The sequence below is a fragment of the Streptacidiphilus fuscans genome (assembly GCF_015690355.1).
Taxonomy (GTDB): Bacteria; Actinomycetota; Actinomycetes; order Streptomycetales; family Streptomycetaceae; genus Streptacidiphilus; species Streptacidiphilus fuscans.
In genome coordinates this window covers 292,445-308,454 of sequence record NZ_JADPRT010000008.1, presented here as the reverse complement: position 1 = coordinate 308,454, position 16,010 = coordinate 292,445, and the positions used below count along the sequence as shown (strand labels likewise).

General features: G+C 72.3%; 9 protein-coding genes. 3 read left to right on the top strand and 6 right to left on the bottom strand.

What is annotated here, in order from left to right:
* Positions 1 to 30: 30 nt before the first annotated feature.
* Entirely contained in the window at positions 31 to 1,254 is a 1,224-nt protein-coding gene (locus I2501_RS40295) for a PP2C family protein-serine/threonine phosphatase (RefSeq protein ID WP_196195666.1), read from the top strand.
* Here the strand turns inward: I2501_RS40295 and I2501_RS20960 are convergent.
* Positions 1,247 to 2,899 (bottom strand): alkaline phosphatase family protein, encoded by a 1,653-nt coding sequence (locus I2501_RS20960; protein ID WP_328806508.1) that lies wholly within the window; start codon positions 2,897 to 2,899, stop codon positions 1,247 to 1,249. The genes I2501_RS40295 and I2501_RS20960 overlap by 8 nt on opposite strands.
* 907 nt (positions 2,900 to 3,806) lie before the next feature.
* Between I2501_RS20960 and I2501_RS20955 the strand changes: the two genes are divergently transcribed.
* Positions 3,807 to 4,337, top strand: a complete 531-nt coding sequence (locus I2501_RS20955) for a hypothetical protein (protein ID WP_196195665.1) — start codon at positions 3,807 to 3,809, stop codon at positions 4,335 to 4,337.
* Between the two features lie 45 nt (positions 4,338 to 4,382).
* Here the strand turns inward: I2501_RS20955 and I2501_RS20950 are convergent, their stop codons facing one another.
* Both I2501_RS20950 and I2501_RS20945 read right to left on the bottom strand, forming a co-directional pair.
* The gene (locus I2501_RS20950) at positions 4,383 to 4,637 is read right to left on the bottom strand and encodes a hypothetical protein (protein WP_196195664.1); all 255 of its coding nucleotides are present in this window, start codon (positions 4,635 to 4,637) and stop codon (positions 4,383 to 4,385) included.
* 66 nt (positions 4,638 to 4,703) lie between these two features.
* A complete protein-coding gene (locus I2501_RS20945; RefSeq protein ID WP_196195738.1) occupies positions 4,704 to 5,675 on the bottom strand; it encodes an aldo/keto reductase in 972 nt (323 codons plus the stop codon).
* A 104-nt stretch (positions 5,676 to 5,779) separates the two neighbouring features.
* On the opposite strand from I2501_RS20945, the gene I2501_RS20940 reads away from it, so the two are divergent.
* Positions 5,780 to 6,220, top strand: coding sequence for a MarR family winged helix-turn-helix transcriptional regulator (locus I2501_RS20940; RefSeq protein ID WP_196195663.1), 441 nt, complete (start codon positions 5,780 to 5,782; stop codon positions 6,218 to 6,220).
* Positions 6,221 to 6,243: 23 nt separating this feature from the next.
* Here the strand turns inward: I2501_RS20940 and I2501_RS20935 are convergent, their stop codons facing one another.
* The 3 genes from I2501_RS20935 to hrpA form a co-directional block, all read right to left on the bottom strand.
* Positions 6,244 to 7,614: a M1 family metallopeptidase gene (locus I2501_RS20935; RefSeq protein ID WP_196195662.1), complete on the bottom strand. Its 1,371-nt coding sequence runs from the start codon at positions 7,612 to 7,614 to the stop codon at positions 6,244 to 6,246.
* A 158-nt stretch (positions 7,615 to 7,772) separates the two neighbouring features.
* On the bottom strand, positions 7,773 to 11,684 hold the full coding sequence (locus I2501_RS20930) for a Pls/PosA family non-ribosomal peptide synthetase (protein WP_196195661.1): 3,912 nt from the start codon (positions 11,682 to 11,684) through the stop codon (positions 7,773 to 7,775).
* A gap of 199 nt (positions 11,685 to 11,883) precedes the next feature.
* Entirely contained in the window at positions 11,884 to 15,969 is a 4,086-nt protein-coding gene (hrpA, locus tag I2501_RS20925) for an ATP-dependent RNA helicase HrpA (RefSeq protein WP_196195660.1), read from the bottom strand.
* Positions 15,970 to 16,010 lie beyond the last annotated feature (41 nt).

The window sequence follows — 16,010 nt, the reverse complement described above, 5'->3', positions numbered from 1 at the left end:
CTTACAGGGGGTTCCTATAGATTCAGCACTGTGACGAGCATCCGACCCGTGGAGGAGGTGGGCGCCTCCGCGCCGTCGGCCTCGCCGCTGGACGACGGAGCGGCGCTGCTCCAGGCACCGCTCTGGCAGCGGCTGCTTCCGGTGGTCGGCGCGATCGTCGCCGTCTGCGCGGCGGACCTGCTCTCCGGCCGGGACACCTACCTGGCCGCGCTGATGTCGGTGGTCCCGCCGCTGGCGGCGCTGATGCTCTATCCGCTGGAGGTGGTCCTCAGCAGCTGTGTCGGCCTGCTGCTGATGGTGCTGCTGACCCACTACGACGGGCTCGACGGCGGTGAGTCGCACCGACTCTTCGGGGGGACGCTGATCGCCTACGCGGCGCTGACCCTGGCCGCGGTGCTGATCTCGTACTTCCGCGTCGTCCGCACCCGGGACCTGGTCGCGGTCCGGACCGTGGCCGAGGCCGCGCAGTTGGCCCTGCTGCCGCCGCCGGATCCGCAGGTCGGACCGGTGCGGGTCGCGGCACGCTACGTCTCGGCCGCCGACCTGGCCCAGATCGGCGGCGACCTCTACGCCGTGCTGGACACCCCGTTCGGCGTGCGGGCACTGATCGGTGACGTGCGGGGGAAGGGGCTGCCCGCGGTCCGGATGGCCTCGCTGGTGCTGGGGGCGTTCCGGGAGGCGGTCTTCGACGAGCCGGACCTCGCCGGAGTGGCTCGTCGCCTGGAGACCAGCGTCGCCCGGCACGCCGTCAGTGGTGAGTTCACCACCGCGTTGCTGGCCCAGTTCCTGCCGCCCGACGCGGTCGAGCTGATCCACTGCGGACACGTCCCGCCGCTGCGCGTCCTGGCCGACGGGGAGTCGGTCCTGCTCGAACCGCCGGACCCGTGGGTTCCGCTCGGGCTCGCCCAGTTGGCGCAGGGTGAGCCGCGCTCCTGGACGGTTCCGTTCCGGTCGGGCGACCTGCTGCTCTTCTGCACCGACGGCGTGGTCGAGGCGCGCGACGCGAGCGGCGAGTTCTACCCGCTGGCAGAGCGCGGCCCTGGCCTGCTGCGCTCCGGCGAAGGCGGGCGGGGTGAGGAGGTGAACGGCGACCTGACGGCCGGTCTCGACCGGCTCTACGCCGACCTCCAGCACTATGCCGGCGGCTCGCCCAAGGACGACGCGGCGCTGCTCCTGCTCGCCTGGGACGAGCAGGAGCAGCCGGGCCCGTACAACCAGGCCGGAGCAGCGCCGCGACCGGGCGGGCTCAGCTGACCGGCAGCACCCGGGTGTGCTCCTTCTCCACCGCCACCAGCGAGTTCGGGTCCAGGCCGAGCAGCGACAGGATGGTCGGCGCGATCTGCTTGGTCTGCACCGCGGCGGTGTCGACGACCTCAGTCGGCACGTCGGCGCCGCTGATCACCAGCGGCACGTCCAGGTCGTCCGCGTGGGCGCCGCCGTGCTCGGCCACCTTGCCGGTACCGCCGGTGTAGACGACGCCGTACTGCGAGATCCCGAAGAGGTCCGGGACGCGGGCGTCGCCCGGCTTGACGCCGAAGTACTTGGCGGCGGCCGCGCCGGCGTAGACCTTGGACAGGCCGCCGGCGGTGAAGGCCTTGGGCTTGTCGTTGATGTCGGTCCCGGTGCCGCTCTGGGCCAGCAGGTACTTCTGGGCGAAGTCGGTGGCGACCTTGGAGCGGTCGGTCAGCCAGAGCAGCATGCCGTCGTCGTCCACCGAGTGGGCGACCAGGTTGCGGACGCCCGGATGGGCCTTCTTCCAGGCCGCGTCGAGACCGGAGAGCAGCGTGCTGTCGTCGATCCGGGTGAGCTGGGTGGGGTCGGTCGGGGACTGGCCGTGCTTGGCGGACAGGATGACGGTGGTCGTCTTGTCCAGGTGGCGCTTGCGCAGTTCGGCGGTCATCCGGCCCAACTCGGCGTCCACGAAGGCCAGGTTCTTCTGCAGCAGCGGGCCCGGCTCGTCGGTGGACGAGTAGCCGCCCTTGAGGCCGTCCGAGGAGGGCAGCTTCTGCGCGGTCGAGACGGCCTGGAAGTTCATGCCGAAGACGGCTGGCGTGCCCTCCCAGGTGGTGTGCTGGTGGTTGTACCCGTCGATCTCGTTGAGGACGGCCTGGACCTTGTAGGTGTCGTACTGCTCGGTGGCCTTGTTGTCCGTGGTCCAGTCGTTGCCCGCCGGGTAGCCGTTGGCATTCGAGTTGATCTCCGGCGTGAACAGGTCGTCGATGCCGGTGCCGGTCGGGCCGTCGAGGATCTCGTAGGCCGCGTGCTTGTCCGACCAGGCGGTGCGCAGGCCCGCGCCCTGGGCGACCTCGAAGACGGTGTTGGTCTGCAGGTAGGAGTGCGGGTAGACCGGCTTGCAGGTCTTGGGATCGACCGGCAGGGTGCGCGGGTTGATCAGCGTCTGCGGGGTGCCGGTCATCTTCAGGATCGAGCCCGGCAGGCCCTTGAGGCCCTGGCCCGCGTCGATGCCGGCCTTGTTCTTGTCCAGGTCCTCGGTGAAGTCGACCTCGGCGCCGGGCTTGACGCCCTTGCAGTCGGTGGTCCCGGCGGGCAGCAGGTCCGCGTTCCAGGTGTCGTCGTAGTAGACGCCGGTCGTGCCCGGCCCACCGCCGGTGAACTGGGCCACCATGCCGGGGAAGCTGTCCGAAGGGACGGTGGTCTGCGCGTGGGAGTACTCGGTGCCGCCGTCGACCAGCCGCGCCAGCGCGGAGTGCGGGTAGCGGGCGGTCCACCAGGCCAGGTCCGACTGGTGCATACCGTCGACGGATATCAGCAGCACGTGCTGCTGGGGCGGCGCGGGGGTCGGGTGGATCGGGGACGCCACGGCCTGGGCGAAGAACGCCCCGCCGAGCATGCCGCCGGAACCGAGGACGGCTGCAAGGCGGAGTGTGCGTCGGGTCACTGAAGGTCTCCTCGTCGCGCGCTGAAGGCTGCTGCGAGTTGCTGGGGCGTGCTCGGGTCGTGGCCGATCGGCACAGCGCCCGCGACATGAGTAGTAGGTCGGGGTGTCCTCAGTCCGACCCGGGGCTGAACGCCGGGCGAAGCAGAGTGAGCAATTCTGTCCCCCACCGGTGCCCCGCCTGTGTCTCGCCTGTCCCGGTCCTTGGCGGACGCCATGAGGCGTCGCCGGACCGGCTGAGAAGAATCCCGCTGAATGATGATACGAGGGGGAGTGGCGCGCATCGTGAGAGCCCCGTATGGATTGCACTCTTTCCGGGCGTTCGAGGGTGAGGCGGTAAGAAAGGACACCCTTGGTACTGGTATTGGTTCCCCGCGCGTCCACCAGGTGTTCCCGCTGCGTCGCTTGTCGGTGCGGGGACCTATGCTCGCGCCATGGCAGCAGTCGTCCAACCCTCCGCTGACGCCGCGCCACGCGACGCGTGGCTGTGGGGCGTTCTGCTGCTGACGGTCGGTTCGCTGGTGGGTGCGGTGGTCGCCGCTCCCGCCTCGGGTGCGCCCGAGGGGGCGACGCTGGGCGGGCTGCTCTTTCTCGGGTCGTCGGTCCATGTGGCCAGCAGCGCCTGGTTCTGGACGGTTCCCGCGGTGCGGCGGTTCATGCTCGCCCGGCGGGTGCGGTACGTGATCGCGCCGGCGGGGTTGGTCGTGGGCGCGGCGGTGCTGGCTGCGCTGGTGCCGCAGGGGCCGTTCGCGCTGCTCCTGCTCGCCTTCTTCGCCTGGCAGTTCTTCCATTTCCAGAAGCAGGACCTGGGTCTGGCCGCGCTCGCGTCCGTCGCCTACGGCGCGGGTTCGCTGCGGCGCGGCGAGCGGGCCGCGATCACCGTCGCCGGGCTGGCCGGGATCGCCGGGCGTTGTGCCGTCCGGAACTGCTGCAGATCGCCGGTCCGTTGCCTCGGCTCGACGCGCTCTTCCCGGTCGCGGCGGGCCTGTTCGCGGCGGCCGTCGGCTACGGGGCGGTGCAGTTGCTGCGTCGCCCTGTCGCCGAACGGCCGTGGCAGGCTGCGGTGTTGCAGGTCACGGCGCTGCTCTTCTTCCTGCCGGTCTTCCTCTTCGACTCGCCCTATGCGGCGGTGGCCGGGCTGACCGTCGCCCACGGCTTCCAGTACCTGGTGATGATGTCCCTGGTCGCGGGCGGCGGTGCCGCCGGGCGAATACCCCGGTGGACGGCGCTGGCGCTGCTGCTCAACATCGCCCTGCTGCTCGGGGTGGTGCTCAACCTCGCCTCCCACCTGCACGGCGGAGGCCCCGCCGAGCGTGCGCTCTACGGGGCCTACCTCGGTGCGGTGATGGCCCACTTCGTCGTCGACGCCGGGCTGTGGCGGCTACGGGACGAGTTCCCGCGCGCGTTCCTGCGGGAGCGCCTGCCCTACCTGCTGCGCTGACGCCGCGTCGTCCGGTCGCCGTTTCATCCGGCTGCGGCCGGTACGTCACCCGCCGCCGCAGCCGCCCGCCGCGCTCGCCGTGGCTCCCAGCAGGACGACCAGGCCGACGGCGACGGTGGCGAGCACGACGAGGGACGCCAGCACGACGACGGCGAGCCGGTTGCGTCGGCCGGACTGCCCAGCAGGGGCGGACAGTTCGGCCAGTGGGGCCCCTTGGGGCTGTCCGGGTCGGAGGGCTGCGGACAGCGCCGGAGCCGCAGCCTGTGCGGGCCAGTCACTCCAGTTGGTGTCTGTCGTCATGCCCGTGTGACGCGGCCCTTGGTGGAACGGTTCCGGCCGGATCCGCCGGATCGGCCGGAGAGCTGGTCAGTACCGGGTGCCCTCCGGCGCCGGCAGGGCGTCGAGTTCGGAGAGGTCGGCCTCGGTGAGGGTCACGGCCGCCGCACCCGCGTTGTCGGCAAGGTACTTGGGCGTCTTGGTGCCGGGGATCGGCACCACGTACCGGCCCTGGGCGAGCACCCAGGCGAGGGCGATCTGCGCCGGAGTGGCGCCGTGGCGCGCGGCGACGGCGCGGACCGCGTCCACCAGCGCCTGGTTGGCGGCCAGCGCCTCGGCCTGGAAGCGCGGCAGCGTCGCGCGCCAGTCGTCGGCCGGGAGGTCCTGCGTGCTGGCGAAGCGGCCCGCGAGGAACCCGCGCCCGAGCGGCGAGAACGGAAGGAAGGCGATGCCCTGGCTCGTGCAGTACGGCAGCACCGCGTCCAGCGGGTCGCGGGTCCAGAGCGAGAGCTCGGACTGGACCGAGGCCACCGGGTGCACCGCCTGGGCGCGCTTGATCTCCTCGACGTCGACCTCGGAGAGCCCGATGGCCCGCGCCTTGCCGGCGGCGACGGCCTCGGCCATCGCGCCCCAGGTCTCCTCGATCGGGACCTCCGGGTCGACCCGGTGCAGCTGGTAGAGGTCGACGTGGTCGGTGCCCAGGCGGCGCAGGCTCGCGTCGATCCCGGCGCGGACGTGCTCCGGCCTGCCGTTCCTGGTCAGGGCCGCGGATCCCGCCCCGAGGCCGCTGTCCGGGGTCACCAGGCCCACCTTGGTGGCCAGCACGGCCTGCTCGCGGCGTCCACCGGCGAGTGCGCGGCCGACCAACTCCTCGTTGGTGAAAGGCCCGTAGGCGTCGGCGGTGTCGATCAGCGTGACGCCCAGGTCGAGCGCCTGGTGGATGACGCCGATCGAGGTCGCCTCGTCGTGGCCCTGGGGGTCGTAGGCGTGGGACATGCCCATGCAGCCGAGTCCGACCACGCCGACCGTCGGGCCGTCGGTCCCCAGCGTGGTGGTGCGCATGATGCTCATCTGCGATCCGTTCCCCTCGTCACATCGGTTCGTGATGATCTTCGTTCCGCCAGGATAGTTGAGCACCTCAATTTGCCGGACGTAAAATCACCGTCATGAGTACCAGTAAGGCGGAACTGATGGACGTGATCGCGGCGGTCGGCGGCGCGTACTACCAGGACTTCGCCGTGGTCGCGGCGCGGCACGGGCTGACGCCGGTCCAGGCCAAGGTGCTCGGCGCCGCGGTGCGCGGCCCGCTGCCCATGCGGGCGGTGGCGGAGGCCCTGGTCTGCGACGCCTCCAACGTGACCGGCATCGTGGACCGGCTGGAGTCACGCGGTCTGGTCCGACGCGAGCCGGGGCCGCAGGACCGGCGGATCAAGATCGTCACCGCGACCGAGGAGGGCCGGGCGGCGCTCCTCGCCGTGCGCGAGGACATGCAGGTGGTCCACGACGCGCTGGACCTCCTCGACGAGTCCGAGCGCGACCAGCTGCACGGGATCCTGCAGAAGCTGCTGCCCGAGCTCAGCCGGGCGACGGCCCCCGGGCGCGTCTGACCGCGCGCTCCCGAAGCTGCGCCTCAGGCCGTGGGCAGCGGCGGCAGCAGCGTCTCGTACAGCCAGGCGTTGAGCAGCCCGTCGAGCGGGGCCGAGGCGTAGCGCTGCACATGGGCGACGAACGCGTCCGTCCCGGCCGTCCCGTGCCGGTGGGAGCGGGTCCAGTCGCGCAGCATCCGGAAGAAGGCCTCGTCGCCCAGGGCGACCCGGAGCGCATGGACCGTCAGGCCGCCGCGCTGGTAGATGCGGTCGTCGAACATCGAGCGGCGTCCCGGATCGGCCAGACGCAGGTCCTGGGGGAGCACCGAGAGCAGCTGGTGCGAGCGTGCCGCGCGCTCCGCCGCGCCGGGGCCGCCCGCGCGCTCGGACCAGAGCCACTCGGCGTACTTCGCGAAGCCCTCGTTCAGCCAGATGTGCCGCCAGTCGGCCACGCTGACGCTGTTGCCGAACCACTGGTGGGCCAGCTCGTGCGCGACCATCCGCTCCGACTCCCACCCCTCGACCAGGTGGTTGACCCCGAACGTGGCCATGGCCTGGGCCTCCACCGGGACGTCCAGCTCCTCGTCGACGACGACCGCCGCGTAGCCGTCGAACGGGTAGGGGCCGAACAGCTCCTGGAAGAGCCGCATCATCTCCGGCTGGCGCGCGAAGGTCGCTCCGAACGCCGGAACCAGATGGTGGGGCACCCAGCCGTGCTGCGGAACCTCGTCCGCCACCGGGTCGTCCAGCCGCACCTGCTGCAGCGCGCCGAGGGCGACGCCGACCAGGTAGCTGGAGGTGGGTGCGGACTGCTCGTAGACCCAGGTGGTGCTGCTGGACTTCACCGTCCGGGTGAGCAACTGTCCGCCGAGGACCACCGCGTAGGGGGAGGGGGTGGTCAGCGAGATCTGGTACGACGCCTTGTCGGCCGGACGGTCGTTGCACGGGTACCAGGAGGGCGCGCCGGTCGGCTGGCTGGCGACGAGGGCGCCGTCGGTCAGCTCCTCCCAGCCGAGGCCGCCCCAGGGGCTGCGCACCGGCTTGGGGTTGCCGCTCCAGTGCACCTCGACGGTGAAGGCCGCGCCCGGCGTCAGCGGCTTGGCCGGGCGGACGCGGAGCTTGCCCGCGCGGTGGGCGTAGTGCGGGGCCCGACCGTCGACGGTGACCCGGCCGATCCGGAAGCCGGCGGCGAGGTCGAAGGCGAACTCGGCCAGCGGCGCGCCGCCCGGCGCGGCTATGGCGCTGATCCGGGCGGTGCCGCTGAGCCGGTTGGGCGCGGGGCGGTAGTCGAGCGCCAGCTCGTAGCGGTGCACGTGGTAGCGCGCGTCGCCGTTGGCGGGGAAGTACGGGTCGGTGGCGGGGACCGTGCCCGCGCCGGTGGCGGTCTGTTGTCTCCGGGCCTGCTGGGGACTCACCGGTGTTCCGCTCCCTGTGCGCCGTGCGTGCCGTTCCGTGCTCTGCCGTGCCGTGCCGTGCCGTGCTGTCCTGCGCTCTGTGCTGCCGACGTTCTGGTCGTGAGACCGCGCGCCGCCCCGGCAGTCGTGCCGGCGCGACAGCGCTGTGCTGCCGCCGGTCAGTCCTGCCAGGCCTCGATCGGGTTGCCGAGCCAGCGGGTGTCGGCCGGGACCGACTCGCCGCCCATCACCAGCGACGCGGGACCGAGCGTGGTCCGCGCGCCGACCCGGCTGCCCGGCAGCACGATGCCACCCGGGCCGAGGGTGGCACCTTGATCGAGGACCACAGTATCCATCCGCATGATCCGGTCGTGGAAGAGGTGCGTCTGCAGGACGCAGCCCCGGTTGACGCTGACCCCGTCGCCCAGGGTGATCAGGTCCGACTCGGGCAGCCAGTAGCTCTCGCACCACACCCCGCGGCCCACGTGCACCCCGAGTCCGCGCAGCCACAGCGTCTGCACCGGCGTGCCCGGGACCGAGCCGACCAGCCACGGCACGGCCAGCACCTCGACGAAGGTGTCGGCCAGCTCGTTGCGCCAGACGAAGCCGCTCCACAGCGGGTGGTCCACCTGCCGGAACCGGCCCACCAGCAGCCACTTCGCCGCGATCGAGACGAGGGCGGCGACCGCGCCCGAGGCCAGCAGGACCGGTCCGGCCAGCAGGACCAGCTCCCAGGCGCCCGCCCGGGCCAGGGCGTACAGCGCCGCGCCGGTCAGCAACGCGAGGGCGGCCGAGCAGAAGACCGGCACAAGGCGGCACAGCTCGACCAGGCCGCGGGCCCAGAGCAGGTGCGCCGGCGGGTCGTAGGTGAGGCCCTCGTCGCCCTTCGCCGCCGCGCGCGGCAGCTTGACCGGCGGCAGGCCCAGGTACGAGGAGCCCTTCTTGGCCTTCTTCGGCGTCGCCGACAGCACGCCGACCAGGCCGCCGTCCGGGACGGACCGGCCGGCCCCGGTCATGCCGGAGTTGCCGAGGAAGGCGCGGCGGCCGATCTCGGCGCGGCCGATCCGCATCCAGCCGCCGCCCAGCTCGTACGGGGCGGTCAGGGTGTCGTCGGCGAGGAACGCGCCCTCGCCGACCTTGGTCAGGCTGGGCAGCGCCAGCACCGTGGAGACCTCGGCCCCGCGGCCGACCTTCATCCCGAGGGCGCGCAGCCAGACCGGGGTGACCAGGCCCGCATAGAGCGGGAAGAGCGTCTCCCGTGCCGTGTCCATCAGCTGGCTGACCGTCCAGGCCTGCCAGCCGATCCGGCTGTGCACGGGGTGGTGGCCGGTGCGGAGCCCGATGCTGAGCAGCCGCACGGCGGCCAGCACCAGCAGCGCGTAGGCGATACCGAACGCCAGCGCGGCCGGGACCACGGCGAGCAGCGCGCCGCGCAGTGCCGTGCCCGCGCCGTCGTTCGCACCGACGAACTGCGCTACGACCGCGACCGTCGGAACGGCGGACAGCAGCGGCAGCAGCGTCAGGAACGCGCCGCTCGCGCCGTAGGCGGCGGACCAGCGCATACGCCGTGCGGGACGCTGCTTGGGCCAGGACCGGTCGGCCTTGCCCAGCTTGACCGCCGGGACGCCGCCCCAGCGCTGTCCGGTCGGGATCTGTCCCGCCACGCCGGAGCCGGGCACGACCTCGGCCCGCTTGCCGACCCGGGAGCCGGGGAAGAGCACGGTCCGGGTGCCGACGACGGCCTGCGAACCGACCTTGATCGCGCCGATCTCCAGCCGGTCGCCGTCCAGCCACCAGCCGGACAGGTCGACCTCGGACTCGACCGCGCAGCCGCGGCCCAGCTTGAGCAGGCCGGTGACGGGCGGCAACGAGTGCAGGTCCACGTCCTGGGCGATCCGGGCGCCCAGCGCCCGGCCGTAGCGGACCAGCCAGGAGCCGGTCAGCGAGGCGGCCCCGCTCAGCTCCGCCAGCCGTTCGGCCGTCCACAGCCGCAGGTGCACGCCGCCGCCGCGCGGGTAGCGGCCCGGTCCGACGCCGCGCAGCAGCAGCCGGGCCCCGCCCGCCGCGATCGCGATCCGGCCGGGTGGGCTGAACAGCACCAGTGCGCCCGCGCCGACCAGCCACCAGGAGGCCGTCGGCGCCCACGGGTACGCGCCGAACCAGTGCAGCGCGTCGGCCAGGGCCAGCAGCCCCACCGTCCAGCGCAGCCCGACCAGGGCGAAGAGCGGGACCAGCAGCGCCAGCTGGATCGCCTGCGCGCGACGCGGCGTCGGGGCGATCTCGCGGCGCTCGCCGCCGGTGCTGGCCGAGCGGTCGAGCAGCTTGGCCTGCTTGCGCAGCGTCGGATAGGCGTAGACGTCGAGCACGGCGATGGCCGGGTAGCGCTCGCGCAGCTGGGTCGCCAGCCGGGCGGCGGCCAGGCTGCCGCCGCCGATGGCGAAGAAGTCGTCGGAGTTGCTGGTCACCGTGACGCCGAGGATCTCGGTCCACTGCTCGGCGAGCCACGCCTCGGTGCCCTGGAACCGCTCGGTGGCGGTGTCGTCGGCGCTCTCGGGCAGCGGCCAGGGGAGGGCGTTGCGGTCGACCTTGCCCGAGGTGCGGGTGGGCAGGTCGTCCACCACGGCCAGGACCGGGACCAGCGCGGCCGGCAGCTCCTTGCGCAGCCGCAGGGCGGCCTCCGCCTTGTTCCAGTCGTCGCTGCCGTCGGTGACCAGGTAGCCCACCAGCAGCTGGTTGCCGCCGCGCGCGGTCCGGACGGCGGCGGCCGCACCGGCGACGCCCGGCAGCGCCTGCAACGCGGCGTCGACCTCGCCCAGCTCGATGCGCCGCCCACCCAGCTTGATCTGCTCGTCGGCGCGGCCCAGGAAGACCAGGCCCTCGGCGTCGGCGCGGACCAGGTCGCCGCTGCGGTAGGCGCGCTCCCAGCCGAGCGAGGGCAGTGAGGCGTACTTCTCGGCGTCCTTGGCCGGGTCCAGGTAGCGGGCCAGGCCGAGACCGCCGATGACCAGCTGGCCGCTGCCGCCCAGCGGGACCGGCCGCCCGGCCTCGTCGACCACGGCCAGCTCCCAGCCGTCGAGCGGCAGGCCGATCCTGACCGGCCCCTCGCCGTCCATCAGCGCGGCGCAGGCCACCACGGTGGCCTCGGTCGGGCCGTAGGTGTTCCACACCTCGCGGCCCTCGGTGACCAGGCGGGTCACCAGCTCGGGCGGGCAGGCCTCGCCGCCGAAGATCAGCAGCCGGACCTCGCTCAGCGCCTCGGCGGGCCAGAGCGAGGCCAGGGTCGGCACGGTGGAGACGACGGTGATCTCCTGCTCGATCAGCCACGGGCCGAGGTCGGCCCCGCTGCGCACCTGGGAGCGCGGGACGGGCACCAAGCAGGCGCCGTGCCGCCAGGCCAGCCACATCTCCTCGCAGGAGGCGTCGAAGGCGACGGAGAGCCCGGCCATCACCCGGTCGCCGGGGCCGATCGGCTCCTCCCGCAGGAAGAGCGCGGCCTCGGCGTCCACGAAGGCGGCGGCGCTGCGGTGGGTGACCGCGACGCCCTTGGGCTTGCCGGTGGAACCGGAGGTGAAGATGATCCAGGCGTCGTGCTCCGGCGTGGGACGCGGGCCGTCGGGAAGCAGGCGCGACTCCGGGCGCAGCAGATGACGCTGCGTCAGGGTGCGGTCGGGGCCCAGGATCGCCCGGACCTCGGCCTCGCCGAAGACCAACTCGGCCCGCTCGTCCGGGTCCTCGGCGTCCACCGGCACGTAGGCGGCACCGGCGGCCAGCACGGCGAGGATGCCGACGTAGAGGTCGTTGGTCCCGGACGGGATCCGCACGCCGACCCGGTCGCCGGGACGGATGCCCGCTGCGATGAGCTGCTTGCGCTGCGTCTCGACGGCTGCGGCCAGGGCGCGGTAGCTCAGCTGCGCCCGGCCGTCGTCCAACGCGGGCTCGTTCGGGTGGGCGCGGACGGTGGCGTCCAGGATGTCGACGAGTGTGCGCGGTGCGGCCCCCGGGCCCGCGCTGAACAGCGCCGCGGAGGTGACCGGCGCCTCGCCGTCGGTCAGGTCGCGCGGCGCGGGTTGCGCGGTGGTGGCGGTGGTCATCGGGCCCTCGTCCCTTTGTCGACAAGACAAGAGGTCGAGTCTACCCAACCCGCCTCAATAACCCCGCCGATGTGACGCCCGTCCTAGGCCGAACGGCCGGTCCGAGACACAGCGGTGCGGCCCGGTCGGCGCCGTTACGCGCCGTTACGCGCAGTGCCGACCGGGCCACAGGAGCTCGAACCTGTCGGATCAGGCCAGGTCAGGGCATCAGCGCGTCGACGGCGCGCAGGATCCGCTGCTCGGAGATCGAGTACGGGGTGCCCAGCGGCTGTGCCCAGAGGCTGACCCGCAACTCCTCGATCATCCAGCGGATCTGCAGCACGCCCTCCTCGTCCCGGCGCTCCGGCGGCAGCTTGGCGCGCAGTTCGGCGTAGGCGTCCTGCATGCGGATCACCGCGCTGGTGCGGTCGCGGTCGCGGATCGGGTCCTCCGACAGCTTGACCAGTCGGCGCTCCACGGCCTTGAGGTAGCGCTGCAGGTCGGGCAGGCGGCGCAGGCCGGTCTCAGCGACGAAGCCCGGGTGGATCAGCTCCTTGAGCTGGGCCCGGACGTCCGTGAGACCGGTCAGCAGAGCCAGGCTGTTGCCGATGCCCTTGAGGCGCTCCTGGACCCGGTGGTGCACCGCCAGGACGTTGGCGGTCTTGATCACCGCGTCGGCGGTGGCCTCGTAGAGCTCCGCCCGGACGTGGTCGCGCAGCCGGGCGAACTCCTCGCCGTCCCAGGCCGGGCCGCCGGCCTCGGCGATCAACTTGTCCGCGGCGGCGGTCAGGCAGTCGGCGAAGAGCGCCTCGGTCGAGCCGTGCGGATTGGCCGCCAGCGCCAGCTTGGCGCCGTTGCCGAGCCGCGACTGGATCGAGTTGATCGGGGAGTTGACGCCCAGCAGGAGCAGCCGCCTGGTCCCCGCGGCCATGGCGCGCTGCTGCTCGTAGGGGGAGTCCAGCAGCTGAACCGAGACAGAGTCGCCGTCGTCGACCAGGGCGGGGTAGCCCTTGACGGTCTGCCCGCCGCGCTTCTGCTCGAAGGTGTGCGGTAGCTCGCCGATGGTCCAGTCGGTCAGGCCGCGCTTCTCCAGACCCCCGGCGGCCTTGGCGATCGCCTGCTGCGTACGGGACTTGAGCTCGAGCTTGAGCCGCTCCAGGTCCTTGCCCTCGCCCAGCTTGCGACCGCGTTCGTCCTCGACGCGGAAGGTGATCCGCAGATGGTCGGGGACCGCGGGAAGGTTCCAGCTGTCGCGCGGGACGGGCAGGCCGCGCAGCTCGTGCAGCTGCCACTCCAACAGCTCCACCAGCGGCTTGTCGTCCGCCTCCGGGTCGCGGGTGGCGAGCATGCGCATCAGCCGCTTGGCGTAGTCCGGCGCGGGGACGAAGTTGCGGCGCAGCGCCTTGGGCAGCGAGCGGATCAGCGCGGTGACCAACTCCTCACGCAGGCCAGGGATCTGCCAGTCGAAGCCGACCGGGCGCACCTGGTTGAGCAGGGTGAGCGGGATGTGGACGGTCACGCCGTCCTGCTCGGTGCCCGGCTCGAACTGGTAGGTCAGCGGCAGCTCCAGGTCGCCCTGGTGCCACACGGAGGGGTAGTCGCGCTCGGTGACCGCCTCGGCGGAGTCGTTGACCAGCAGGTCCGGTGTGAAGGTGAGCAGGTCCGGCTTGGCGCGGTGGTTCTTCTTCCACCAGCTGTCGAAGTGCGCGGCGGAGACGACCTCCTGGCCCACCCGCTGGTCGTAGAAGTCGAAGAGGGTCTCCTCGTCGACCAGGATGTCGCGGCGGCGGGCGCGGTTCTCCAGCTCCTCGACCTCGTCGAGCAGCTTGCGGTTGTCGTGGAAGAACCGGTGGTGCGTGCGCCAGTCGCCCTCGACCAGGGCGCGGCGGATGAACAGCTCGCGGGAGAGTTCGCGGTCGATCTTCCCGTAGCCGACCTTGCGCCCGGCGACCAGCGTCACGCCGTAGAGGGTCACCCGTTCGAAGGCCACCACCTCGCCGCGGTCCTTCTCCCAGTGCGGCTCGCTGTAGGTGCGCTTGACCAGGTGGTCGGCCAGCTCCTCGATCCACTGCGGCTCGACCTTGGCGGCGATCCGGGCCCACAGGCGGGAGGTCTCCACCAGCTCGGCCGCCATCACCCAGGCGGGCGTCTTCTTGAACAGGGCGGAACCCGGGAAGACGGCGAACTTGGCGCCGCGCGCCCCGAAGAACTCCTGCTTCTCGGCGTCCTTGGAGCCGACGTGCGAGAGCAGACCGGCCAGCAGCGAGCGGTGCACCGCGTCGCCGTCGACCTCCTCGGCCATGTGCGGACTGCCCAGGTCGACGTCGAGCGACTTGGCCACCTGGCGCAGCTGTGCGTCGATGTCCTGCCACTCGCGGATGCGCAGGTAGTTGAGGAACTCCGCCTTGCACATCCGGCGGAACTGGCTGCTGCTGAGCGCCCTCTGCTGCTGCTTCAGATAACGCCAGAGGTTGAGGTAGGTGAGGAAGTCCGAGGTCGGGTCGGTGAACCGGGCGTGCAGCTGGTCCGCGTGGGCGCGCTTCTCGACCGGGCGCTCGCGCGGGTCCTGGATGGAGAGCGCGGCGGCGATCACCATGACCTCGCGGATCACGCCGTTCTTCTCGGCCTCCAGCACCATCCGGGCCAGCCGCGGGTCGACCGGCAGCTGGGCCAACTTGCGGCCGGTCGGGGTGAGCCGCATGCCCTGCTGGGTGGTCCCGCTCTCCAGGGCGTGCAGCTCCTGGAGCAGGTCGACGCCGTCCTTGATGTTGCGGCGGTCCGGCGGCTCGATGAACGGGAAAGCGGTGATGTCGCCGAGCCCGGCGGCCGTCATCTGCAGGATGACCGAGGCCAGGTTGGTGCGCAGGATCTCCGGGTCGGTGAACTCCGGGCGGGAGAGGAAGTCCTCCTCGGAGTAGAGCCGGATGCAGATGCCGTCGCTGGTACGGCCGCAGCGGCCCTTGCGCTGGTTGGCGCTGGCCTGCGAGACCGCCTCGATCGGCAGCCGCTGGACCTTCGTGCGGTGGCTGTAGCGGGAGATGCGGGCGGTGCCCGGGTCGATCACGTACCGGATGCCCGGGACGGTGAGGGAGGTCTCCGCGACGTTGGTGGCCAGCACGATCCGGCGGCCGGAGTGCGGTTGGAAGACCCGGTGCTGCTCGGCGGAGGAGAGCCGGGCGTAGAGCGGGACGACCTCGGTTGCGCGGAGGTTCTGCTTCTCCAGCGCCTCCGCGGTGTCGCGGATCTCCCGCTCGCCGGAGAGGAAGACCAGGATGTCGCCCTGGCCCTCGCGGCCCAGCTCCTCGACCGCGTCGCAGATCGCCTGGACCTGGTCGCGGTCCCGGTCCCGGTCGCCACCGCCGTACGCGCCGCCGCCGTACCCGCCGCCGGGGCGGCTGCCCTTGTGGAACTCCTCGAATTCGTCGTCCTCGTCGCCTGCGGAGTCGTCGATGATCGGGCGGTAGCGGACCTCGACGGGATAGGTGCGCCCGGAGACCTCGATGATCGGGGCGTCCTTGCCGGTCGCCGGGTCGGCGAAGTGGCGGGCGAACCGCTCCGGGTCGATGGTCGCCGAGGTGATGACCAGCTTGAGGTCGGGGCGTTTGGGCAGCAGCTGCCGCAGGTAGCCGAGGATGAAGTCGATGTTGAGGCTGCGTTCGTGGGCCTCGTCGATGATCAGCGTGTCGTACTGGCGCAGCAGCCGGTCGTTCTGGATCTCGGCCAGCAGGATGCCGTCCGTCATCACCTTGACGGCGGTGTTCTCGCCCACCTGGTCGGTGAACCGGACCTTCCAGCCGACGGTGCTGCCGAGCTCGGTGCCGAGCTCCTCGGCCACGCGTTCGGCGACGGTGCGCGCCGCGATCCGGCGCGGCTGGGTGTGCCCGATCAGGCCGCGTACGCCGCGCCCCAGCTCCAGGCACATCTTGGGGATCTGGGTGGTCTTCCCGGAGCCGGTCTCACCGGCGATGATCACGACCTGGTGGTCGCGGATCGCGGCGATGATGTCGTCCCTGCGGGCGCTGACCGGCAGGCTCTCGGGGTAGGCGGGCGTCGGGATCGCCGCTCTGCGGTTCTCCAGGCGCAGCTCGGCCGCGTCGACCTCGTCGGTGAGCGTCGCGAGCAGCCGCTCGCGCTTCTCCGGCTCGCGGACCTTGCGCAGGCCTTCGATTCGACGCCCGAGTCGGTCCTCGTCGCGGAGCGATATCCCGCCGAGCCGCGCGACGAGCGCGGCGGCCTCGCCGGTCGGCGGGGCAGGCCGGCGACGGCGCGGGCGGGCGGTGGCGGTGTTCTGCTGCTGGGTTCCCATTGCGCAGACAAGCGTACGCAAGGGGGGACGGCGCTTGTCGA

What these genes read in the sequence shown, in the direction of transcription:
- hrpA (WP_196195660.1), bottom strand. Translation starts at nt 15,969, where the DNA reads ATGGGAACCCAGCAGCAGAACACCGCCACCGCCCGCCCGCGCCGTCGC.
- I2501_RS20940 (WP_196195663.1), top strand. Translation starts at nt 5,780, where the DNA reads ATGAGTACCAGTAAGGCGGAACTGATGGACGTGATCGCGGCGGTCGGC.
- I2501_RS20950 (WP_196195664.1), bottom strand. Translation starts at nt 4,637, where the DNA reads ATGACGACAGACACCAACTGGAGTGACTGGCCCGCACAGGCTGCGGCT.
- I2501_RS20945 (WP_196195738.1), bottom strand. Translation starts at nt 5,675, where the DNA reads ATGCGCACCACCACGCTGGGGACCGACGGCCCGACGGTCGGCGTGGTC.
- I2501_RS20930 (WP_196195661.1), bottom strand. Translation starts at nt 11,684, where the DNA reads ATGACCACCGCCACCACCGCGCAACCCGCGCCGCGCGACCTGACCGAC.